Here is a 20,868-nt window from a genome sequence, read left to right as displayed (position 1 = left end):
GGCTCTGAAGGTCCCAACTGGGGCAAGACCTGGGGGCCTTGAAGAAGATCGGTGGCTTCTCCAAGGCTGTCGGAGGCAAGTAAAACGACTTCAAGAAGTGGGTCGACAGTCGTCCCTGGTACGTCAAGTACCTCATCAAGTCGGTAACTCCCGGCCTGCCCCTCTACGACATCTGGTGGCACTTCAACCACTGAGCCATACGCGCTTGCACAGATGATCGTCGGCGCGCGGCGGCAGTCTGCCGTCCCGCGCCCCGCCCAATTGGAGAGCTACTTGATGACGGACAAGGTCGGTAATTCCACTGACGAAGCCAGCGACGCGACGTGGGTCGTTCCCTTGCTCGCGCTCCTCCCCCGTGCCTGTGATCGGGATTCTCGCCAATCTGTCCGCGGCTTGGCAGGTGGTTTCTTGGATTCTGTGGAGCCTCGCAGCGCTGCTGGCAGTGGCGGGATGGGGGCAGGTAGCGAGACACGGCGCCAAGGGGGCCGGCGGGTGGTCCGCTTGCGTTGTTCTTCATTGCGGGCTCGCTTGGCAAGCGACTCATCTTCTCGTCGCCTGAAGAGGGAGGCTTACCGCCTCGCATAGAGCAATGGGATGGCTGCCGATTGCGCTGCATAGCCTCATCCGCGGAGTAGTGGCCGATGTTCGGCCCGGTATTCGCGAAGACATCGCCGGGGCGCAGCCGGCTTGGGCGGGGTCAGGTGTTTGTGGAGGGGGAAGGAAGGCGGTCCGATGTTGGCCATACGTATGGCAGGCCTGCGGGGTCGTTGGGGAAGTGGCGGCGGTAGTGGTCGGGGTCCTTCGCGAGGAGGGATGACCGGTGGCTCAGGTGGAAGGCGGGGTCGCCGAGCCAGTTGGGGAGGTCGTCGGCGGCGGCCAGGGCCGCGTAGTCGCGGGGTGGGGTGTCCGGGAAGGCGGCGGCGAAGTCCTGGGTGAGGGTGAGGGCGCAGGTGTCCTGGCGGCCGGAGTCGGTCCATACGCGGCAGATTTCCAGGCCGTAGCGGACAAGGGCCTCCTCGTAGCCGGTCCACATGCGGACCGCCGGGTGGTGGCGCCAGCCGTAGCCGGGGACGGTGAGGCCGCGCAGGATCTGGAGGGTCTCCACGCGCTGCTTGCCGAGCCGGCGGGCGTCGAGGACCGCGGCGGAGGCCGCGAAGTCCGGGTAGGGCAGGAATGTCTGCATGGGGGCATGCGTATCCGCTTGCCCAGGTACGTAACCAGGGGTGTTCTGCTTCGAGTGGCGGTTGGGGTGCGTGGTACGCGCAGTGGGGCGATCTCTTGTCACCGGAGGGGTGGGTGAGTAGTTTCGCCAGCAACTGCGGTGACCCGGGGTAACGGGAGGTCTTCGCAGGGTCTGGGTCTCGTGTTCGGGTCGGAGTTGCTGATGGCACGGTCCGCCTTTCTCCGGTCGGGGGCGCCGGTTTTTGTTGGGCGCAGGGGTGAGCTGCGGGCCCTGGTGGAGGCGATGGGGCGGCCGCCGTCCGTCGTGCTTGTGGAGGGCGAGGCGGGGATCGGGAAGACCCGGTTGATCCGGGAAGCGCTCAGTGATCCCTCGGTGCGGGGGCGGCGGGTGCTGCTCGGGACCTGTCATCCGTTGCGTGAACCGTTTCCTTATGGGCCTGTTTTTGACCTGTTGCGGCGGCTGGACGGGAAGATCGGTCAGCTTGGGCAGGGCGGTGGGCGGCTGAGTCCGGTGTGTGGGGCGTTGCGGCCGTATCTGCCGGAGTTGGTGGGGTATCTGCCGCCCGCGCCGGAGCCGTTGCCGGACCACCGGGCTGCGCGGCATCGGCTGTTCCGGGCCGTGCGGGCGTTGCTGGCGGCGCTCGGGCCGGTGGTCGTGGTGGTGGAGGACCTGCACTGGGCCGATGACGGGACGCGGGATCTGGTGCGGTTTCTGGTGGATGATCCGCCGGACGGGATGACCACGGTCCTCAGTTGTCGGCGGGAGGATCTGCCGGGTGGTGCGCTGCCGTTGGGGCGGGCGTACCGGCAGCCGCCCGGTACGACGGCCGTGCAGCTGACGTTGCGGCCGCTGGACGTGGAGGGCGTGCGGAGTCTGGCCGCCGCGATCAGGCCGGGGGGTGCGGTGTCGGCGGCGTTCGCGGCCGAGCTGCATGAATGTACCGCCGGTATTCCGTTGGTACTGGAGGAGGTCGTGCGGCAGCTGGACGGTCACGAAGGCCGGGCGGGGGCGGGGGCGGGGCACGAGCGGGGCGGGCGTCCGGAGCGCGATACGGCGCCCGGTGCAGCGCCCGATACGGCGCGCGATACAGCGCGCGAGACGCTGGACGCGCTGGAGGTACCGGCGCTGCTGCGGGACGCCATGGCAGAGCGGATGAGCGGGCTGTCCCCGCACGCGACGGCTGTGGTGCATGCGGCCGCGGTCCTGCGCGTTCCGGCCGGGGAGGAGCTGATCGCGGCGACGGCGGGCCGCGCCCCCGGCGAGACGGGAGCGGCCGGTATCCGTGAGACGTCGGCCGGCCGCACCCCCGGCGAGACGGGGAGCGGCATCCGGGAGCCAACGGCGGGCCGCGCCCCCGGCGAGACCGGCGAGACGGGAGCGGCCAGTATCCGTGAGACGTCGGCCGGCCGCGCCCCCGGCGAGACCAGCGACGGCACCCGTAACACGACCGTGAACCGCGCCCCCAACCAGACCAGCGACGGCATCCGTGACACGACCACAAGCCCCACCCCCGACCACACCGCCGACGGCATCCGGGAAGCGCTGCAAGCCGGTGTGCTGTACGACTGTGGTGGCGGCCAGTACGGGTTTCGGCACACGTTGGCTCAGCAGGCTGTGTACGGCGGGCTGGCCGGGGTGGATCGGCGGCGGTTGCACGGGAGGGCCGTGGGCGCGCTCGCTCGGGTCGAGTCGCCTCCGCTCGTGCAGTTGGCGTACCACGCGCGGCAGGCCGGTGAGCTGGCTGCCTGGTTGCGGTACGGCGAGGCAGCCGCCGAGGCGGCCCGGGAGTTGGGGGACACCGCGGTCGCCGTGGAGATTCTGGAAGGGCTGTTGTCCGATCAGCGGGTGGGGGCCGCCGCGCGCGGGCGGCTCGCCACCGAGCTGAGCCGGGTCGCCGTCATCGGGCTGTCCTTCCGCCGGGCAGCCCGGCTGCTGGAGCGCATCGTGCGGGACCGCGGCCTGCCCGACGCCGTACGCGGGGAGATCCGGCTCAACCTCGGGCTGCTGCAGCACAACCAGGCCGGGAACTACGAACAGGGCCGGGCGGACACGGAAACGGCGGTGGCGGAGCTGCGCGAGCGGCCCGCGCTGGCGGCCCGGGGCATGGCCGCGCTGGCGATGCCCAGCTGGGGCGAGCATCCGTACGCCGTACACCTGGAGTGGATCACGCGGGCCGAGGAGCTGGTCGCCGGGCAGCAGGACCCGGCGCTGCGGATGGCCGTACGCGGCAACCACCTCGCGCTGCGGGCCAGTAAGGGCGAGCCGGGGGTGTGGGCGGACGTCGAGGAGATGGTGCGCGCGGGCCGGAAGGCGGCCGAGCGGCTCCAGGTGGCGCGGCTGTGCGGCAACATCGCGGAGGCGGCCGCCTGGCTCGGCCACCACGACCGCGCCGAGCACTTCCGCCGGACCGGCACGCGGCTCGCGGCGGAGTGCGGCGCACCGTTCCTGCAGGGCATCATCGACGGCACCGCGCTGCGGCTGGAGTGGCACGGCGGCCGGTGGCGCGGGCTGGACGGGCGCGCGCGGCAGGTGCTGGACGTGGTGCAGGGCGTCTCCGGCATCTCCGCCGACGCGCATCTCGTACTGGGCTGGCTCGCCGTCGCCCGCGGCGAGTGGGAGGAGGCCGCGGCGGAGCTGGGCGCCGCGGCCCTGGACGACCCCGCCAACGCCCCGGCGCCGATCCTGGCCGCCGCCTCGGGGGCGATGGTCCGCGTACACCTCGCGCGCGGGGAGACCGCGACGGCCTGTGCTGAAGCGGACCGGGCGGTGGCCCGGGTCCGCCGCAAAGGCATCTGGGCGTGGGGCGGCGACCTGGTCCCGATGGCGGTGATCGCCCTGGTACGGAGCGGACGCGGCGGCGAAGCGGCGGCACTGACCGAGGAGTTCGGCACGGAAGCGGCCGGGATCGACGCGCCGCTGGCCGCCGCCGCGCTGGCGGTGTGCCGGGGCGTGGTGGCGTGCGGACCGGACCGTTACGAGGAGGCCGCGGCGGCGTTCGACCGGGCGCGGAACGGGTACGCCGCGCTGCCGCGCCCGTACGCGGCCGCGCGGGCCGCCGAGGCGTCAGCCCGCTGCCGGCTGTCGGCCGGGGACCGGAAAGCGGCAGAAGCGATCGCCGAACTCGCAGACACCTTCGCCGAGTTGGGTGCCACTCGGGATGCCGCGCGCTGCCGCCGCGTACTGCGGGGGAACGGGGTGGTGACGCCGTCGCGCCGCGGCCGACGGGGTTACGGGGACGCGCTCTCGCCCCGCGAGCGCGAGGTGGCGCGGCTGGTGGCCCTGGGACACACCAACCGGGAGATCGCCGACGTACTGTTCCTGTCGCCCCGGACGGTGGAGCAGCACGTCGCGAAGGTGCTGCGGAAACTGGGGGTGGCCTCGCGGGCGGAGGTGGCGGATGCGGTGGACGTGGCGGATGCGACGGGCGCGGCGAGCGCGGTGGCTGCGGCGAACGCAGGGAGTCCGGCTGACACAGGAGCGTGACGCTCAGGACCCGATCTTCGGCCCCGGCAAAGGCCCCGCCCCGCCCCCTGACGACTACGACCGACCCTCCTCCGGCAAGCTGATGTGCAGCGGGCCGCAGCCCAGTCGGGCCGCTTCCTTCGCCACGTAGCGCGGAAAGAGGGTGCGGACGAGGTCGGCGTGGGACGCCTCGTCGGCGCGTACCAGGAAGGTGACGTCGCCGGTCTGGCAGGAGGCCTGGAAGAGGCCGAAGCCGGGGCGGTAGAAGCCGCGGCCGTCCTCCTCGTCGGCGACCTCGATCTGCCGGCCGTCCTGCATCGCCTGGCGCCGGTAGAGGACGGAGAGGCGGGGGTCCTCGACGGTCATCAGCCGGAGTCCGGGGTGGTCGAAGGAGACGTGCCGGTCGCAGGTGCGAACCGGGCCCGAGCCCCGCGTCACCATCGGGCGGTACGCGGCGGCCCACTCCTTCCCGGACGTCCGCAGCCCCTCGATACCGCAGAACGCGTCGGCCTTCTCGTCGAGGAAGCGAGTCGGCCGCGGGAGCCGGGGCACCGGGTCGGCGAGGGTCCCGCCGCAGCCCTCCCCCGCCATGTAGTGGTTGACGAGCTTGACCACCGTACGGGCGAGCCGGTCGCGCTCCGTACCGTCGACCACGTCGTCGTACACGGTCCAGTCCGTGGCCACGTCGATCACCAGCGGCCCGTCGCCGGTGCGCGACCTGCCGGTACAGCCGTCCGGTACGGCCAGCCAGGCGCGGGTGTCCGACGCCATGCCCAGCAGGCCGCCGCCCAACGGGGACAGCCGGGCGGACAGGAATTCGTCGGCCCACTGGTCGCCCGCACCCCCGAAGTGGGTGTCGAGCTCGTGGACCTGCGCGGTGACCCGGCTGCCATCGGGCGACTGCAGGACACACTGGCCCGACGGGCCCCTTGATCCGATCGGATCGCCGTCGAGGGGCGTGTCGGCGCTGTCGATGTCCTCGCTGCCGCGCAACAGCGCCGCCGCGTCGGCACTGTCGAGCGCGGACCAGCAGGCCCGTTTTCCGCCCGCGAACGGGCCGGTGTCCGTCTGCCAGGCCACGGCCGTACCGCCGAGCAGTACTCCGGCGAGCGCGGCGGCCACCGCGGGCCGCAGCCGGCCGCGCGTCAGCCGACGCCAGTGCCACCAGCGCTGCCGCGGCACGAAGGGCCCGGTACCGAGCACACCACCGCGGGCGACGGCGCCGACGCCGTTGCCCGAAGCGCCGCTCTCCGTCTGCTCGTTCTTGTCGGCGGTCATCGGCCGGTTCCCCCAGGTGCGGCGTCGGTGGCGGGTGCGATGGGTGCGACGGGTGCGCAACCCAGGCGCTGTGTCACGGCGTTGGCGAAGGCCGCGAAGTACCGGGTGGCCGGGGCCTCGCCCAAGGACGGGGCGGCGCGCAGCAGAAAGGTGGTGGACCGGCCCGCGCAGTCGGCCCGCAGGACCTGGTGGGAGTGGGCGAGGACGCCCGTACCGCGCCAGCCGCGCGCCGGTGCCGCGTCGCCCACCGCGCCGTCGAACAGCGCGTTCAGCCGCGGCTCGGCGACCATCAGGGCGTCGAGGACGGGGCTGCCGTCGCGGCCCCAGGTCCCGACCGAGCAGGACTGAAGGCCCCGGGTGACCGCCCCGACCTGGTAGCTCATGTTCTGTGAGGCGTCATCGTCGAACTCCATGCCCCGGATGCGGCACGCGCGCGAGAAGACGATCTCGTTGGCCTCGGGCAGCGTGAGCACGGGCGAGGTGATGCGCAGGGGGCGCGCGGGCGCGCAACCGGCCGTCTTCATACCGCGGTTGGCCGCCGCCACGACCAGTTCGGCCGCCGAGCGTGCACCAGCGATGCCGGCGTTGACCGAGGCCGACCCGTTGCGCCAGGTGAGCTTGGCCTCGGAGTCGAGCGTGACCGCCGTCGGCCGGCCGTCACGGGTGTCGCACCGCTTCGGCAGGACGAGCAGCGCCTGGCTGCCGTCGGTGGCGCCGGGGAGCCCGTCGGGCAGCGGTACGGCGCGGTCGCCGAGGTACTCGACGATCCACTCCATCCGCCGGGCTGCGTCCTCGGGAGCCGGCCCGTATCTGACCGTGATCTCGGTCTTGCGGGCCCCCGAGCTGTCGTCGGAGCGGAGCGCGACGGTACAGCTGCCACGCGGCCGCTCCGGCGTGGGCGCGGTCTCGCGGGCCGTCCGCCGGCCACCGTCCTCGACCACCGAGTCCCCCAGGAACTCGGGCCCGCTGCCCGCCTCCCAGGCACCCCAGCAGTACCGGTCCCGGTCACCCGGAAACGGCCAGGTGCCCGTGGCCCACGTCCCCAACCCGCCGGCGACCAGCAGGATCACGACGGCTCCGACCCACGCCTTCGCGCGCCCGCGCCGCCACCACTCCCCCGTCACTTGCGCCCCCTCGCCTCCGTGGGCGGCGATCCTATCCGGCGCGGACCGGTGCGCGGCTCACACGTCCGTCCGGATCACCACCACCAGCGTCCGTGGCCCGTGGACGCCCTCCACGCGTTCCAGTTCGATGTCCGAGGTGGCGGAGGGGCCGCTGATGAGGGTGGTGGGGCGGGTCGGGGTGAGGCGGGCGACGGTTTCGGGGATGCCGACCTCCACCGTCGACAGGTCGACTACGCAGACGTGGAGGTCGGGGACCAGGGTGAGGGCGCGGCGGCCCTGGTCGGGGGCGGCGTCGAGGAAGATCGTGCCGGTCTCGGCGCAGGTGGTGGCGGAGGCGGTCACCACCCCGTCCAGAGTGTCGAGTTCGGGGGCGGGGATGTCGGCGGAGTCGGGCTGCACCTCGCCGTCGTACGCGGTGAGCCAGGACGGGTCGAGGCCGGGCGGTACGCCGATGCGGCGGGCGGAGTGGGTGGCCAGGGCGGCGGCGATGGTCTCGGCGGTGTCCGCGGCCGTACACGTGCGCACCTCCGCCTTGTAGTCGACCAGGCGGTCGGTGAGGAGGGCGAGGCGGTCGGCGTCGGGCAGGGTGCGGCCGGTGCGGTAGTCGCGGGGGATCTCCACTTCGGGGGCGGGCGCGAGGGCCAGGGCGTCCCGGATACGGCCGAGGACGGTGTCGCGGGCGGTGGCGGTCATCGCTGGTCCTCCTCGGAGGGGTTGCCATCTGCGGTGGGGGCGCCGTCTGCCCCAAGGGGGTTGGATTCCGTACCGGTCGGTGTGCGGGATTCCGTACCGGTCGGCGTGCCCTCTCCCGTACGCTGCCGCACGCCCTCCTCCGAAGCCGCGCGCAGCGTCGACGCGCCCTCCTCCGACGCCAGCCACGCCCGGAAGGACTGGCGTGGTGGGGCCGGGGTGTCGCGGGTGGCGCTCCAGCCGTTGAAGGGCGGGGGGAGGTGGGAGATCTTTCCGTCCCGGCCGCCGAGGAGGCGGCCGGCGGCCGACGCCCGCTGGGCCGCCTTGTACAGCCCCGGACGGCCCATCACCGCGGCCGCCGCCTTCATGGCCAGCTTCTCGGGTGTCCGCCCCGCGGCCTCCGTGTGCTGGTGGCGGAGTTCGACCAGGAGGGACGGGATGTCGATCTTCACGGGGCAGGCGTCGTAGCAGGCGCCGCAGAGCGTGGAGGCGTACGGGAGCGAGCTGTTGGGGTCGTTCTTGGCGGCGTCCATGCCCGCGAGCTGCGGGGTGAGGACCGCGCCGATGGGGCCGGGGTAGGTCGAGCCGTACGCGTGGCCGCCGGCCCGCTCGTACACCGGGCACACGTTCAGGCAGGCCGAGCAGCGGATGCAGTTCAGGGCCTGGCGGCCGGTCGAGTCGGCGAGCGCCGCGGTGCGCCCGTTGTCCAAGAGGACCAAATGAAAATTCTGGGGCCCATCGCCCGGCGTCACGCCCGTCCACAGGGACGTGTACGGGTTCATCCGCTCGCCTGTCGAGGAGCGCGGGAGGAGCTGGAGGAAGACCTCCAGGTCGGCGTAGCGCGGGAGGACCTTCTCGATGCCCATGACGGTGATGAGCGTGTCGGGGAGGGTGAGGCACATGCGGCCGTTGCCCTCGGACTCGACGACCGAGAGGGTGCCGGTCTCGGCGATGCCGAAGTTGGCGCCGGAGACGGCGACGGGGGTGGTGAGGAACTTCTCGCGGAGGTACGCGCGGGCCGCGGCCGCCAAGTGGGCCGGTACGGAGTCCAGTTCGGGGTCGACGCCCGGGATTCCGGCGCGGAAGATCTCGCGGATCTCGTCGCGGTTGCGGTGGATGGCCGGGACGAGGATGTGGGAGGGCTTGTCGTCGGCGAGCTGGACGATCAGTTCGGCGAGGTCCGTCTCGTACGCCCGGATGCCCTGGTCCGCCAGGTGTTCGTTGAGGCCGATCTCCTGGGTGGCCATCGACTTGACCTTGATGACCTCCTCGCTGCCGGTCTGCTGGACGAGGCGGGTGACGATGGCGTTCGCCTCGGCGCCGTCCCGTGCCCAGTGGACGGTGCCGCCGGCCTCGGTGACCTTCGCCTCCAGCTGCTCCAGGAGCTCGGGGAGGCGGTTCATGGTGTCGGTCTTGAGGGCGGAGCCGGCGTCGCGCAGCGCTTCCCAGTCGGGGAGTTCGCCGGTGACGGCGAGCCGCTTGGCGCGGATGGTGTGGGTGGCCTTGCCGAGGTTGCGGCGCAGCTGGTCGTTGCGCAGCTCGTCATGGGCCGCGGCGGGGAACTTCCGGTCGCCGCGGAGGTTGCCGGTGCCGTACGGGGAGCGGGGCGGCAGCGCCGGCATGCCCAGGTACGTGGGGGTGCTCATCGGGTGGCCTCCAGCGGGGTGCTCGGGAGCGCGTACGGCGACGTGCGCGTGGACGCGAGGATCTGGGCCAGGTGCAGGGTGCGGGTACCGGCCTTGATCCGGGAGAGCCCGCCGCCGATGTGCATCAGGCAGGAGGAGTCGCCGGCCGTGCAGACCTCCGCACCGGTGCCGGTGACGTGCCGCATCTTGTCGGCGAGCATCGCCGAGGAGGTGTCGGCGTTCTTGACCGCGAAGGTACCGCCGAAGCCGCAGCAGGCGTCGGCCTCGGGCAGCTCGACGAGGTCGATGCCCTCGACGGCGCGCAGCAGCCGCAGCGGCTTCTCGCCGACCCGCAGCATCCGGAGGGAGTGGCAGGTGGGGTGGTACGTCACCCGGTGGGGGAAGTACGCCCCGACATCGGTGACGCCCAGCACGTCGACCAGGAACTCGGAGAGTTCGTACGTCTTGCCCTGTACCGCAGCGACTCCGGCGCGCAGGGCCGCGTCGCCGTAGCGCTCGGCGACGATCCGGTGCTGGTGGCGTACGGAGCCGGCGCAGGACCCTGAGGGCATGACGACCGCCTCGATCGACGGGTCGCCGAACTGCTCGGCGAAGCCGCGGACGAGGGGGACGGGCTCGCGTTGGTAACCGGTGTTGACGTGCATCTGGCCGCAGCAGGTCTGCTCCGGCGGGAAGACCACCTCGTGGCCCAGACGGGCGAGCAGGACGGCGGTGGCGCGTACCGCGTCGGGGAAGAGGGTGTCACCCAGGCAGGTGGCGAAGAGTCCGATGCGCATGGGTCTCCAGACTTGGGGCCGACCTATGAAAGGTCGGACCATACTAGCGCTGAGGCGGGCCGGGGGAACGGAGAGGGGGTGGAAGGGTGGGCCCTCAGTCGCCCGGGCGCTCCTCCACCAGCGTGCCGTGCAGCCCCCTGATGTGCCGTTCGACCAGGTCAGCGGCGTCGGCGCCATCGCCCGCGCGCACCAGGCGCAGCAGCTCGGTGTGCTCGGCGTTGAGCGCGGCAGCGGTGGCCGGCCAGTCCTCGGCGGCCTCCAGGGCGCGCAGGATCAGCGGGCGTACGGATTCGCGGACGGCCGAGGTGAGGGTGGAGGTGAGCGCATTGCCGGAGCTGCGGGCGATCTGGACGTGGAAGCGGGTGTCCAGGTCGTTGAACTCCGGCACGCTCACGTCCGGCGCGCCCATCCGCGCGACCAGCTCCGCCGCCTCGTCGAGGCCGGCCGCCGCTGCGTGCTCCGCCGCCGCGTGCTCCGCCGCCGCCTGAAAGCTGGAGCGTTCCAGGGTGACGCGGGCCTCCAGTACGTCCTCCAGGCAGTAACTGCCGAGGGCGAAGTGCAGGCGGAGGAGGCGGCCGAGCGCGTCGTCGGGATTCCGGACGATGCGGGCGCCGGCGTCGGGACCGCGGCCCGCCTGGGCGACCAGGACGCCGATCGTCTCCAGGACGCGGAGCGCCTCGCGGAGCGCGGAGCGGCTGACCCCGAGCACCGGAGCGAGCTCGCGCTCGGGCGGCAGCCGGTCACCGGCCTTGAGCTCACCGGCCAGCACCCGCTCCTCGATGCTTTCGAGGACGAGTTCGTGCGTACGGGACTGCCGTACGGGTCGCCACTCGACAGCCATCCGTCACTCCCTGGTCGGCCGACAGCTTCCACGAAAAACTATGTCACACGCCGTGACATTCCATGGCTGTGGCCGGACGGCCGCTGGCCGCGCACGGATGGCAGCGCCGGCCGCGGTCGGGCCGGACGCTTCCCCCTTCAATTCCCCCTGCGGGCATCCTTACCGATGCCCGTGGTCTCAGCCGTGCAGCCGCACCGGCAGCGATTCCACGCCGTACACGATGGACAGCTTGCGGAATGCCAGTTCCTGCTCCGGGACGGCCAGGCGCATGTTCGGAAAGCGCCGGACCAGTGCCGGGTAGGCGGCGCGGAGTTCCATCCGGGCCAGCTCGGCGCCGACGCAGCGGTGTATGCCGTAACCGAATGCGAGGTGCGAGGGCACGTTGCGCTGCGGGTCGAAGCGCTCCATGTCCGGGCCGAGCTTTCCGTCCCGGTCGGCACCGCTGAGCGAGCACAGTACGACATCGCCCTCGGAGATGGACATGCCGCCGATTTCCAGGTCCTCCCGGGCGAACCGGGGAAAGGCGACCTGGACGACGGTGAGGTAACGCAGCAATTCCTCGACGTAGCGGTCGGTGGCGTCGTCGCCGTCCTTCAGCGCCGCGAAGTGGTCGGGATCGCGGAGCAGGACGAGGGCGCCGAGCGCGAGCATGCTCGCGGTGGTCTCGAAGCCGCCGGTGAGCACGCCGTCGGCGAGGCCGGCCAGCTCGTCGTCGGTGACGGTGTCGCCGTGGTCCCGCACGATCTGGCCGAGCAGGCCGTCACCGGGGTCCTTGCGCTCCTTCTTGACGATCTCCTGGAAATAGGCGAGCGATTCCGATATGGCACCGAACGACGCGCTCGCACCGCTGAAAAGGTCGAAGCGGGCCGCGCTCAGCCGCTCGAAGTCCGCACGGTCCTCGTACGGAACGCCCAGCAGTTCGCAGATCACCAGGGAAGGAATGGGCAGGGCAAAGGAATGGACGATGTCGACGGGCTCCCCGGAGCGCCCGAGGCGCTCCATTTCCGCCAGCCGTTCCTCGACGATCTCGTGGATGCGCGGGGTGAGCCGGCCGAGCCGGCGCATCGTGAATTCCGGAGTCAGCAGGCGGCGCAGCCGCGTGTGGTCCGGCGGATCGGCGAATCCGAGACCGCCGGGGTTCTTCCCGGCGTCGGCGCCGGCATTGCCGACGAGGTTGGTGTAATCGGTACTGAACGCCTTGGCCTTGCCCAGCACCTCCTTCACCTCGTCGTATCCCGTGACCAACCACACCTTGGAGGCGAGCGGCACGGGAAGCACGCTCACCGGGGACTGCTGCCGTACTGCCGACAAGTCGGCCACCGGGTCAAGGCCGTGGCGACGCAGCGGCATGAGGGTGGACTCGGGCAAGAAGGGCATACGAGACAGATCGAAGCCCTTTTTCTGAGTCCGCGCGAGATATCTGCGGGCCAGCCAAGCGGTGACGCCCGAGCGGATTTTGGTCATGCCCGCAATACTGCCTGGCCGATACCCGTGCTGACCAAGCGACCTGGCAGCGAACAGGTAACGAGATGAAACGACCGGTACGTCTGGGACATCCCTCCGGTCGCACCTCCCGGCCCACCGGTGAGCCACCGGCACGGGACCGGAACATGATCGTCCTGGGTGGCATACGCCCGGCCTCTTGCTACTTTGCCTGGCATGACCGCGACCACGGCCGCGACGGCTGACGCCCCTCCTCCAGGCCTCCGGCTGCCCAGGCGCCGGGGCGTCGAACTGCTGCTGCTCGCCGGGGCGGTCCTGATCAGCGTCTACGGATACGTCGAGGTGGGCCTCGCCCAGCACGGCACCGTACCCGCCGGCGCCGCGCGCTACGGCGCGGGGCTGGCCGTGCTCGCGCTCCTCGGCCACCTCGCCGTCCGCTTCCGCGCGCCGTACGCCGACCCGCTGCTGCTGCCCATCGCCGTCCTGCTCAACGGCCTCGGACTGGTCCTGATCTTCCGGCTCGACCAGGAGACCCCGAAGGACCAGGCCGCGCCCACCCAGCTCGTCTGGTCCGCGCTCGGCGTGGCCCTGTTCATCGGGGTGGTGGCGCTGCTGCGCGACTACCGGGTGCTGCAGCGGTACGCGTACCTCAGCGTGGCCGCCGCGCTCGTCCTGATGATCGTGCCGATCTTCTTCCCCGCGGTCAACGGCGCGAAGATCTGGATCCGCCTCGCGGGGTTCTCCATCCAGCCCGGCGAGTTCGCGAAGATCCTGCTCAGCGTCTTCTTCGCGGCCTACCTCGCGGCGAACCGGCACGCGCTGGCGTACACCGGCCGCCGGCTGTGGCGGCTGCAGTTCCCCACCGGCCGGGTGCTCGGCCCGATCGTCGCGATCTGGCTGGTCAGCGTGGCCGTACTGGTCCTGGAGCGGGACCTGGGCACCTCGCTCCTCTTCTTCGGCGTCTTCGTCGTCCTGCTGTACGCGGCCACCGGGCGCACCGGCTGGATCGCCGTCGGGCTGCTGCTCGCCGCGGTCGGCGCGGCCGTCGTCGGCAGCCTCGAACCGCATGTGCACAGCCGGGTCGCCGACTGGCTGCACCCCTTCGCGAGCATCCAGCGGGGCGAGGGCGCGAGCCAGCTGGCCCTGTCGCTCTTCGCCTTCGGCGCGGGCGGCCTGCTCGGCACCGGCCTCGGGCAGGGCCACTCGGCCCTCATCGGCTTCGCCATGAAGTCGGACTTCATCCTGGCCACGGCGGGCGAGGAGCTGGGGTACGCCGGGCTCACCGCGCTCTTCCTGCTGTACACGCTGCTGGTCGCCCGCGGTTACCGCGCGGGCCTGGCCATCCGCGAGCCGTTCGGCCGGCTGCTCGCGGTCGGCCTCTCCTCGCTCCTCGCCATCCAGGTGTTCGTGATCGCGGGCGGGGTGATGGGGCTGATCCCGCTGACCGGCATGGCGATGCCGTTCCTCGCGCAGGGCGGCTCCTCCGTCGTCACCAACTGGATCATGGTCGCGCTGCTGGTCCGCATCAGCGACCGGGCACGACGCCCCCGGCCGGCCCGCGCGGACACCGGGGTGATCGAGCGGATCGTGGTACCGGAGGAGGAACGGCAACGCGATGGCGGAGGACACCACGGAGGCGGACACCGTGGAGGCGGCCGGAACGGGGGTGGCTCCCGGTGATCCGGCACATCCGCCGCACCTCGGCCTTCTGCCTGCTCCTGCTCGTCCTGCTGCTCCTGAACGCCGCCCGCGTCCAGCTCCTCAACGAGGACGAGTACGCGCACAACCAGGCCAACCGCCGCGCCGACCTCAAGCGCTACGACCAGCCGCGCGGCAGCATCGTCGTCGGCGGCCGGTCCGTCACCGGCTCCCGGGACAGCGGCGGCTCGCTGCGGTACGCCCGTACGTACTCCCAGGGCCCGCTGTACGCGCCGGTCACCGGCTACGCCTCGCAGGTGTACGGCACGACCCTGCTGGAGAACGCCGAGGACGACCTCCTCTCCGGCACCGACGCCCGGCTCGCCCCGCTCCCCCTGTGGACCGCGCTCACCCGCGAACAGCGGCCCGGCGGCGACGTCGTCACCACCATCGACCCGGCGCTGCAGCGGGCCGCGTACGAGGGCCTGGGCGGCAAGAAGGGCGCGGTGGCCGCCGTGGAACCGGCGACCGGGAAGGTCCTCGCGCTGGTCAGCACGCCCTCGTACGACCCGGGCCAGCTGTCCGGCAGCGGCTCCGGCACCACCGACACCTGGACCCGGCTCAACGCGTCCGCCGACCGCCCGATGCTCAACCGGGCGCTGAAGGAGACCTATCCGCCCGGCTCGACGTTCAAGGTCGTCACCGCGGCGGCCGCGCTGGAGCACGGCGTGGTGGACGATCCGGACGCGGCCACGAACACGCCGAGCCCGTACACCCTGCCCGGTACCTCCACCAAGCTCACCAATGAGGCGGGCGGCTGCGAGAACGCGAGCCTGCGGCGCGCGTTCGAGGTCTCCTGCAACACCGTCTTCGCGCACCTCGGCGTGGACGTCGGCCTGGACGGCATGGCGGACACCGCCGAGAAGTTCGGCTTCAACGACGACGGCCTCACGATCCCGTCCCGCGTGGTGGAGAGCACCTTCGACACGGACATGAACGACGCGCAGCTCGCGCTGTCCTCGATCGGCCAGTACGACACGGCCGCCACCCCGCTGCAGATGGCGATGGTCGCGTCCGCGGTCGCCAACCACGGTGATCTGCGGCGCCCGTACCTGGTGGACCGGCTGACCGACGCGCACGGCGACACCCTCGCGCGGACCCGCGCGCGCCGCCTGCACCGGGCGATGAGCGAGGACACCGCGAAGCGGCTGCGGGAGCTGATGACCGACGTGGTCACCCGCGGCACCGGCACGAAGGCGGCGATCCCCGGCGCGACGGTCGGCGGCAAGACCGGCACCGCCCAGCACGGCGTCGGCAACTCCGGCACGCCGTACGCCTGGTTCCTCTCCTGGGCGCAGGCGGACGGCGCGGAGCAGCCGGCGGTCGCGGTCGCCGTCGTCGTCGAGGACGCGGCGGCCGACCGCGCCGACATCAGCGGCGGCGGCAACGCGGCCCCGATCGCCCGGGCGGTGATGAAGGCGGCCCTGGACCGGTGACGCCGAGGGCTCGGCACAATGGCCCCATGACTGACACCGGCAACACCGCATCGCTCACGCTGTCCGAGGTGGAGGCGCTCGCGCGCCGGGCGCACGAAGGGCAGACCGACAAGGCCGGGCGGCCGTACGCCGAGCATCTGGCCGCGGTGGCGGCCGGGGTGCGGGCGCGCGGCGGCAGCGACGAGCAGATCGCGGCGGCCTGGCTGCACGACTCGGTGGAGGACGCCGCGCTGTCGGGTGAGTGGCTGGCGGGGGCCGCGCTGTCGCCGGCCACGAAGGACATGGTGCTGGCCGTGACCAAGCGGGCCGGGGAGCCGCCGGAGGAGTACGCCGCGCGCATCCTGGCCACGCCCGGCGCGCTGCTGGTCAAGGAGGCCGATCTCGCGCACAACGCGGACCCGGACCGGCTGGCCGTCCTGGACGCGGCGACCCGGGAGCGGCTGACGGTCAAGTACGCACGGATGCGCGGACTGCTCGGCCTCACCGGCTGAAGGGACCCGGCCGCCACGCTCCCCGGCCGCGGCCCGCCACCGGCCGCGGGCCTGTCCGCCTCACGGACGGCCCCGCACAAACATGGCCATTGCAGCTAACCTGCCGCGCATGAGCCCATCGGACGACACCCAGGCGCGCGTGATCGCTGCCCTTTCGGGGGCGAGCGTCCGCCGCATCACCACCGGCCAGGCCATCCTCGACGGCATCGACTGGACCGTACGCAGCGGGGAGCACTGGGCGCTGCTCGGCGCGAACGGCGCCGGGAAGACCACGATCCTCCGCCTCGTCGGCGCGCTGATGTTCCCCACCACCGGCACCGTGGAGGTGCTCGGGCACCGGCTCGGCACGGTCGACGTACGGGAGCTACGCGCCGCGATCGGCCTGGTCTCCAGCGCGCAGAAGGTACCGGTGGACCTGCCCGGACACACCGTCGTCCTCACCGGCGCGACCGGCACCGTCCAGCCGCTGTGGAAGAAGTACGACGAGGCCACGCGCGAGCGCGCGCACGCGCTGCTGACCGAGCTGGACTGCAAGGAGCTGGCGGACCGGCCGTACGGGGTGTGCTCGGGCGGCCAGCGGGCCCGGCTCCTGATCGCCCGCGCGCTGATGGCCGACCCCTCGCTGCTGCTGCTCGACGAGCCGTTCAACGCGCTCGACCTGCCGTCCCGCGAGGACCTGATCGACACCATGCACGAACTGGCCCTGAACCGGCCGGAGCTGGCGACGGTCACCGTGACCCATCACCTGGAGGAGCTGTCCCCGGCCATCGGCCACGCAGTCCTGCTGCGCGACGGCCGCGTCCAGGCGAAGGGCCCGGTGGAGGAGGTACTGACCGACGCCGGCATGACGGCCTGCTTCGGCCGCCCGATCGAGGTCAGCCGCCACGAGGGCCGCTGGCTGGCCCGCTCGGGCCGCCGCTGATCGCGGGCCCGTGGCTCACTCCCCCGTGCCGCCGCGGGTGATCGCCTCGGTGACCTCGGCGGTGCGGGCCGCCTCCTCGGCCGCGAAGCGTTCCGCGTCCAGCTTCTCGGCCAGCTCCTCGTCCTGGGCCATGAGCAGGTCCAGGTTGGAGTCGCCGAGGTCGAAGACGCCCATGTCGAGGTAGGCCTGCTGGAGGCGCTTGCCCCACAGGCCGATGTCCTTCACGCACGGGACGATGCGGCTGAAGAGCAGCTTCCGGAAGAGGTGCAGGAATTCGGACTGCTCGGTGAACTCCGCCGCCTCGGCCTTCGGTATGCCCCAGTTCTCCAGTACTTCCAGGCCGCGCAGCCGGTCGCGCATGAGGTAGCAGCCCTCGATGACGAACTCCTCGCGCTCGCGCAGTTCCGCCTCGGTGAGCTGCTTGTAGTAGTCGCGCAGGGCCATCCGCCCGAAGGCGACGTGCCGGGCCTCGTCCTGCATGACGTACGCGAGGATCTGCTTGGGCAGCGGCTTGTCCGTCGTGTCGCGGATCATGCCGAAAGCCGCCAGGGCCAGGCCCTCGATGAGGACCTGCATGCCGAGGTAGGGCATGTCCCAACGAGAGTCCTTGAGCGTGTCGTCGAGGAGGGACTGGAGATTGTCGTTGATCGGGTAGAGCATTCCGATCTTTTGCTGGAGGAAGCGGCTGTAGATCTCGGCGTGCCGCGCCTCGTCCATGGTCTGGGTCGCGGAGTAGAACTTCGCGTCCAGGTCGGGGGCGGATTCGACGATCCGCGCCGCACAGACCATCGCGCCCTGCTCGCCGTGCAGGAACTGGCTGAACTGCCAGGACGCGTAGTGCTGCCGCAGCTCCCCGCGCTCCTTCGGCGTCATCCGGTCCCAATATTTCGTGCCGTACAGGGACATGGCCTCGTCGGGGGTGCCGAGCGGGTCGTACGGGTCGACCTCCAGGCCCCATTCGATGCGCAGATCGGCGTCCCACTGCTTGTCCTTGCCCTTCTTGTACAGGGCGAGGAGGCGGTCGCGGCCGTCGTCGTACTCCCAGGTGAAGCGGGCGGCACCGGTGGCCGGCACCTGCCACAGCGGGTCGCCGGGGTCGGACACGTAGAGCTCGCGGGTGGACATGAGGAGCCTCCTCGAATCACCGAACGCTGCGGCGCGTCCGGTAGTTGGCAGGCTCACACGCTCCTTACCGGCGGGTCAATAAGTCGTGCACAGGGGATTGACGCCCTTACTGACACGCAGTCTCATAAGACGTGACCGCCGGTAACCCCACGAGCGAGGTACCCACAGCCATGACGACAGCTCCTGACATCAGCACGGCGGAGACCGAGGTCCTGCGGGACGCGCTCGGACTGCTCAAGGACCGTGAGCAGGTCGCCGAGCGCCTGCTGGAATCCTCCGCCAAGCACTCCTTCGACCCGGACACCGAGTTGGACTGGGACGCGCCGATCGAGGACGGCAAGTGGTTCTGGCCGCCGGAGCTCGTCTCGCTCTACGACACGCCCCTGTGGAAGAAGATGTCGGAGGAGCAGCGGATGGACCTGGCCCGGCACGAGGCGGCGTCGCTCGCCTCGCTGGGCATCTGGTTCGAGATCATCCTCATGCAGCTCCTCGTCCGGCACATCTACGACAAGTCCGTCACCAGCGCCCATGTCCGGTACGCGCTGACCGAGATAGCGGACGAGTGCCGGCACTCCAAGATGTTCGCGCGCATGATCCAGGCGGGCGGGGCCCCCACGTACCCCGTCTCCCGGTTCAACCACAACCTCGCGCGGGTCCTCAAGACCGTCTCCACCACGCCCGGTTCCTTCGCCTGCACGCTGCTGGGCGAGGAGATCCTGGACTGGATGCAGCGGCTGACCTTCCCGGACGAGCGGGTGCAGACCCTCGTACGCGGCGTCACCCGCATCCACGTCGTGGAGGAGGCCCGGCACGTCCGGTACGCCCGCGAGGAGCTGCGCCGCCAGATGGTCCGCGCGCCGCGCTGGGAGCAGGAGCTGACCCGGATCTCCTCCGGCGAGGCAGCGCGCGTCTTCTCCGTGGCCTTCGTCAACCCGCAGGTGTACACGAACGTCGGCCTGGACCGCCGGGAGGCCGTCGCGCAGGTGAAGGCCAGCGGCCACCGCCGCGAGGTCATGCAGAGCGGCGCCAAGCGGCTCACCGACTTCCTGGACGAGATCGGCGTCATGCGCGGCGTGGGCCGCAAGCTCTGGAAGAGCTCCGGCCTGCTGGCGTGAGGCGAGCCGGGCCGCGCCGCTCAGCCGCGCAGGTGCGCCAGTACGGACCGCACCGCGCGGTCCACGGCCCCGCGCGCCTGCTCGGTGTGGTCCCTGGTCTCGAACCCGTGGTGGCCCAGCGGGATGTCGACCACCTCGACCTCGGCCCCGCAGTCCGCGGCGGCGGTCAGGAACTCCTCGACCGTCGCCGCGATCTCCGGGTGCTCCCGCCCCACCCTGGTCAGTACGATCGGCAGCCGCCCCGCGCCGCGCACCGCCGCCGCGGGGCGGAACCGTGACGCGCCGAGCCCCCAGCTCGGCAGCGGCGCGAGGATCGGATAGCTGGCCGCCACGCACCGCAGCCACGGCGGGGGCGCCGCGAGCCAGTCCGCCGTCAGCAGCCCGCCCGCGGAGAGGTGCCACAGCGCGATGCGGTCTTCGTCGACACGCGGATCGGCCCGTACCACGTCGATCGCCTCGGCGAGGTCCTCGGCGGCACGCGGGTAATCGGTGAGGGCGTGCAGCCGGTGATCGAGCGTGACGCCGATCGCGCCCAGGCCCGCGACGTACCCTCCGTAGCCGACGAAGGTGGGCCAGTCGCGCGGCGTCGGGTCGATGCCGGGAGGCACCGGGCCGCCGTGCACGAACACCACCGCGGGGCGCGGGCGGTCGGCCTCCGCCGGGTGGGCGGGCAGGTCGTCCGGCAGGTACAGGTCGACCCGTCCGAGGCGCTCGCGGCGCCGCTCCGGCACGTCCACGAGGAACGGCCGGAGGTGTGCGGGCTGTTCGGTCAGCGTCGCGGCCAGCCGGTGCCCTTCTCCCGCCGCGGCCTTCAGCAGGACCTCGGCCAGTTCGTCGGGCGCGGAGAGCATCGGCCAGTGCCCGGTGCCGAGTTCGAAGAAGGTCACCCGGGGATCGACGAGCGCCTTGAGGCGCGGGTCCCCGAGTCCCACGATCTGCTCGACCACGGCGATGCTGTTCCCGTTGGCGGTGCAGAAGACACCGGTCGTGGGCAGCGCGGCGACCGTCTCCGGGAGCCGGAGCGGCTGGGTGAGCGTGCCGCGCGGCTGTGGTGCGGCGAGGCGCGTCAGCCGTGCCAGGGCGGCTTCGGAGAGGCCGGCGGTGCTGCCCCAGCGCTGCCACTCGTCCGCCGCCGGCGGGGGCACCCGCCAGTCCTCGGCCGGCCCGTCCTCGCCCAGCAGCCGGTCGCGGACCGCCTGGTCCGGCACCAACTGGAGCGCCGGGTCGCCGTCCTGGGGCATCCCCGCGTCCAAGTACACGATCCGGGCGATCCGCTCCGGGCGCCGGCCGGCCGCGCCGAGCACCGGGTGGATGCCGTAGCAGTGGCCGACGAGCACGACCTCCGGCGCCGCCACCTGGTCCAGCAGCCGCACCAGATCCTCGACGTGCGTCTCCAGGTCCGTGTCCGGGCCCGCGAGGTGGCGGCGGTCCCCCATGCCGGTGAGCGTCACCGGGTACACCTCGGCACCCGAATCGCGCAGCCGGGCGGCCACCTCCCGCCACACCCAGCCACCGGTGTAACTGCCCGACACCAGGACGAATGCCGTCATCAACGTCTCCTCGCGCGCCTCGGTCCCCCGCGCCCGGCCCCGTCGGCCGGCCGCGCTCGCCGGTACCGTAGGAGCTCCCCCTGAGGGA

At 72.2% G+C, this 20,868-nt stretch carries 16 protein-coding genes; 6 read left to right on the top strand and 10 right to left on the bottom strand.

Going from position 1 to position 20,868, the window contains the following annotated elements; genetic code table 11:
• Nucleotides 1-697: 697 nt before the first annotated feature.
• Nucleotides 698-1,183, bottom strand: a complete 486-nt coding sequence (locus tag ACZ4MH_RS18385) for an MSMEG_6728 family protein (protein ID WP_351598201.1) — start codon at nt 1,181-1,183, stop codon at nt 698-700.
• A gap of 201 nt (nt 1,184-1,384) precedes the next feature.
• On the opposite strand from ACZ4MH_RS18385, the gene ACZ4MH_RS18380 reads away from it, so the two are divergent.
• Entirely contained in the window at nt 1,385-4,666 is a 3,282-nt protein-coding gene (locus tag ACZ4MH_RS18380; protein ID WP_467754569.1) for an ATP-binding protein, read from the top strand.
• Nucleotides 4,667-4,720: 54 nt separating this feature from the next.
• Here ACZ4MH_RS18380 and ACZ4MH_RS18375 read toward each other — a convergent pair whose 3' ends face one another.
• From ACZ4MH_RS18375 to ACZ4MH_RS18345, 7 genes are all read right to left on the bottom strand, one after another.
• Nucleotides 4,721-5,923, bottom strand: coding sequence for a hypothetical protein (locus ACZ4MH_RS18375; protein ID WP_351599770.1), 1,203 nt, complete (start codon nt 5,921-5,923; stop codon nt 4,721-4,723).
• Entirely contained in the window at nt 5,920-7,047 is a 1,128-nt protein-coding gene (locus tag ACZ4MH_RS18370) for a hypothetical protein (protein WP_351599769.1), read from the bottom strand. The genes ACZ4MH_RS18375 and ACZ4MH_RS18370 overlap by 4 nt, the downstream gene beginning before the upstream one ends.
• A gap of 57 nt (nt 7,048-7,104) precedes the next feature.
• A complete protein-coding gene (locus ACZ4MH_RS18365) occupies nt 7,105-7,740 on the bottom strand; it encodes a LutC/YkgG family protein (RefSeq protein ID WP_351599768.1) in 636 nt (211 codons plus the stop codon).
• Nucleotides 7,737-9,383: a lactate utilization protein B gene (locus ACZ4MH_RS18360; protein ID WP_351599767.1), complete on the bottom strand. Its 1,647-nt coding sequence runs from the start codon at nt 9,381-9,383 to the stop codon at nt 7,737-7,739. The genes ACZ4MH_RS18365 and ACZ4MH_RS18360 overlap by 4 nt, the downstream gene beginning before the upstream one ends.
• Complete coding sequence (locus ACZ4MH_RS18355; protein ID WP_351599766.1) at nt 9,380-10,159, bottom strand: (Fe-S)-binding protein; 780 nt, start codon at nt 10,157-10,159, stop codon at nt 9,380-9,382. The genes ACZ4MH_RS18360 and ACZ4MH_RS18355 overlap by 4 nt, the downstream gene beginning before the upstream one ends.
• Nucleotides 10,160-10,253: 94 nt before the next feature.
• Nucleotides 10,254-11,000 (bottom strand): FadR/GntR family transcriptional regulator, encoded by a 747-nt coding sequence (locus ACZ4MH_RS18350; protein ID WP_351599765.1) that lies wholly within the window; start codon nt 10,998-11,000, stop codon nt 10,254-10,256.
• A 177-nt stretch (nt 11,001-11,177) separates the two neighbouring features.
• Nucleotides 11,178-12,464 (bottom strand): cytochrome P450, encoded by a 1,287-nt coding sequence (locus tag ACZ4MH_RS18345; RefSeq protein WP_351599764.1) that lies wholly within the window; start codon nt 12,462-12,464, stop codon nt 11,178-11,180.
• Between the two features lie 195 nt (nt 12,465-12,659).
• On the opposite strand from ACZ4MH_RS18345, the gene ACZ4MH_RS18340 reads away from it, so the two are divergent.
• The 4 genes from ACZ4MH_RS18340 (at nt 12,660) to ACZ4MH_RS18325 (ending at nt 16,990) form a co-directional block, all read left to right on the top strand.
• The gene (locus ACZ4MH_RS18340) at nt 12,660-14,123 is read left to right on the top strand and encodes an FtsW/RodA/SpoVE family cell cycle protein (RefSeq protein ID WP_351599763.1); all 1,464 of its coding nucleotides are present in this window, start codon (nt 12,660-12,662) and stop codon (nt 14,121-14,123) included.
• Complete coding sequence (locus ACZ4MH_RS18335; protein ID WP_351599762.1) at nt 14,120-15,577, top strand: peptidoglycan D,D-transpeptidase FtsI family protein; 1,458 nt, start codon at nt 14,120-14,122, stop codon at nt 15,575-15,577. The genes ACZ4MH_RS18340 and ACZ4MH_RS18335 overlap by 4 nt, the downstream gene beginning before the upstream one ends.
• Nucleotides 15,578-15,603: 26 nt before the next feature.
• Nucleotides 15,604-16,068 carry an HD domain-containing protein gene (locus ACZ4MH_RS18330; RefSeq protein WP_351599761.1) on the top strand — a complete coding sequence of 155 codons (465 nt, stop codon included), beginning with the start codon at nt 15,604-15,606 and terminating at the stop codon, nt 16,066-16,068.
• Between the two features lie 109 nt (nt 16,069-16,177).
• Complete coding sequence (locus tag ACZ4MH_RS18325) at nt 16,178-16,990, top strand: ABC transporter ATP-binding protein (protein ID WP_351599760.1); 813 nt, start codon at nt 16,178-16,180, stop codon at nt 16,988-16,990.
• Between the two features lie 15 nt (nt 16,991-17,005).
• On the opposite strand, the gene ACZ4MH_RS18320 is transcribed toward ACZ4MH_RS18325, so the two are convergent.
• Nucleotides 17,006-18,115, bottom strand: a complete 1,110-nt coding sequence (locus ACZ4MH_RS18320) for a ferritin-like domain-containing protein (protein WP_351599759.1) — start codon at nt 18,113-18,115, stop codon at nt 17,006-17,008.
• Between the two features lie 170 nt (nt 18,116-18,285).
• On the opposite strand from ACZ4MH_RS18320, the gene ACZ4MH_RS18315 reads away from it, so the two are divergent.
• On the top strand, nt 18,286-19,230 hold the full coding sequence (locus ACZ4MH_RS18315; RefSeq protein ID WP_351599758.1) for an AurF N-oxygenase family protein: 945 nt from the start codon (nt 18,286-18,288) through the stop codon (nt 19,228-19,230).
• Nucleotides 19,231-19,250: 20 nt separating this feature from the next.
• Here the strand turns inward: ACZ4MH_RS18315 and ACZ4MH_RS18310 are convergent, their stop codons facing one another.
• Complete coding sequence (locus ACZ4MH_RS18310) at nt 19,251-20,780, bottom strand: alpha/beta fold hydrolase (protein ID WP_351599757.1); 1,530 nt, start codon at nt 20,778-20,780, stop codon at nt 19,251-19,253.
• Between the last annotated feature and the right edge of the window lie 88 nt (nt 20,781-20,868).

The organism is Streptomyces sp. NPDC026301 (genome assembly GCF_055567935.1).
The sequence above is the reverse complement of the archived record's forward strand: the minus strand, read 5'-3'. Positions and strand labels throughout refer to the sequence as shown.

Bases quoted from the DNA above. Each gene is read 5' to 3' on its own strand.
- ACZ4MH_RS18385 (WP_351598201.1), bottom strand. From the start codon at position 1,183: ATGCAGACATTCCTGCCCTACCCGGACTTCGCGGCCTCCGCCGCGGTC.
- ACZ4MH_RS18380 (WP_467754569.1), top strand. From the start codon at position 1,385: ATGGCACGGTCCGCCTTTCTCCGGTCGGGGGCGCCGGTTTTTGTTGGG.
- ACZ4MH_RS18375 (WP_351599770.1), bottom strand. From the start codon at position 5,923: ATGACCGCCGACAAGAACGAGCAGACGGAGAGCGGCGCTTCGGGCAAC.
- ACZ4MH_RS18365 (WP_351599768.1), bottom strand. From the start codon at position 7,740: ATGACCGCCACCGCCCGCGACACCGTCCTCGGCCGTATCCGGGACGCC.
- ACZ4MH_RS18360 (WP_351599767.1), bottom strand. From the start codon at position 9,383: ATGAGCACCCCCACGTACCTGGGCATGCCGGCGCTGCCGCCCCGCTCC.
- ACZ4MH_RS18355 (WP_351599766.1), bottom strand. From the start codon at position 10,159: ATGCGCATCGGACTCTTCGCCACCTGCCTGGGTGACACCCTCTTCCCC.
- ACZ4MH_RS18350 (WP_351599765.1), bottom strand. From the start codon at position 11,000: ATGGCTGTCGAGTGGCGACCCGTACGGCAGTCCCGTACGCACGAACTC.
- ACZ4MH_RS18345 (WP_351599764.1), bottom strand. From the start codon at position 12,464: ATGACCAAAATCCGCTCGGGCGTCACCGCTTGGCTGGCCCGCAGATAT.
- ACZ4MH_RS18340 (WP_351599763.1), top strand. From the start codon at position 12,660: ATGACCGCGACCACGGCCGCGACGGCTGACGCCCCTCCTCCAGGCCTC.
- ACZ4MH_RS18330 (WP_351599761.1), top strand. From the start codon at position 15,604: ATGACTGACACCGGCAACACCGCATCGCTCACGCTGTCCGAGGTGGAG.
- ACZ4MH_RS18325 (WP_351599760.1), top strand. From the start codon at position 16,178: ATGAGCCCATCGGACGACACCCAGGCGCGCGTGATCGCTGCCCTTTCG.
- ACZ4MH_RS18320 (WP_351599759.1), bottom strand. From the start codon at position 18,115: ATGTCCACCCGCGAGCTCTACGTGTCCGACCCCGGCGACCCGCTGTGG.
- ACZ4MH_RS18315 (WP_351599758.1), top strand. From the start codon at position 18,286: ATGACGACAGCTCCTGACATCAGCACGGCGGAGACCGAGGTCCTGCGG.
- ACZ4MH_RS18310 (WP_351599757.1), bottom strand. From the start codon at position 20,780: ATGACGGCATTCGTCCTGGTGTCGGGCAGTTACACCGGTGGCTGGGTG.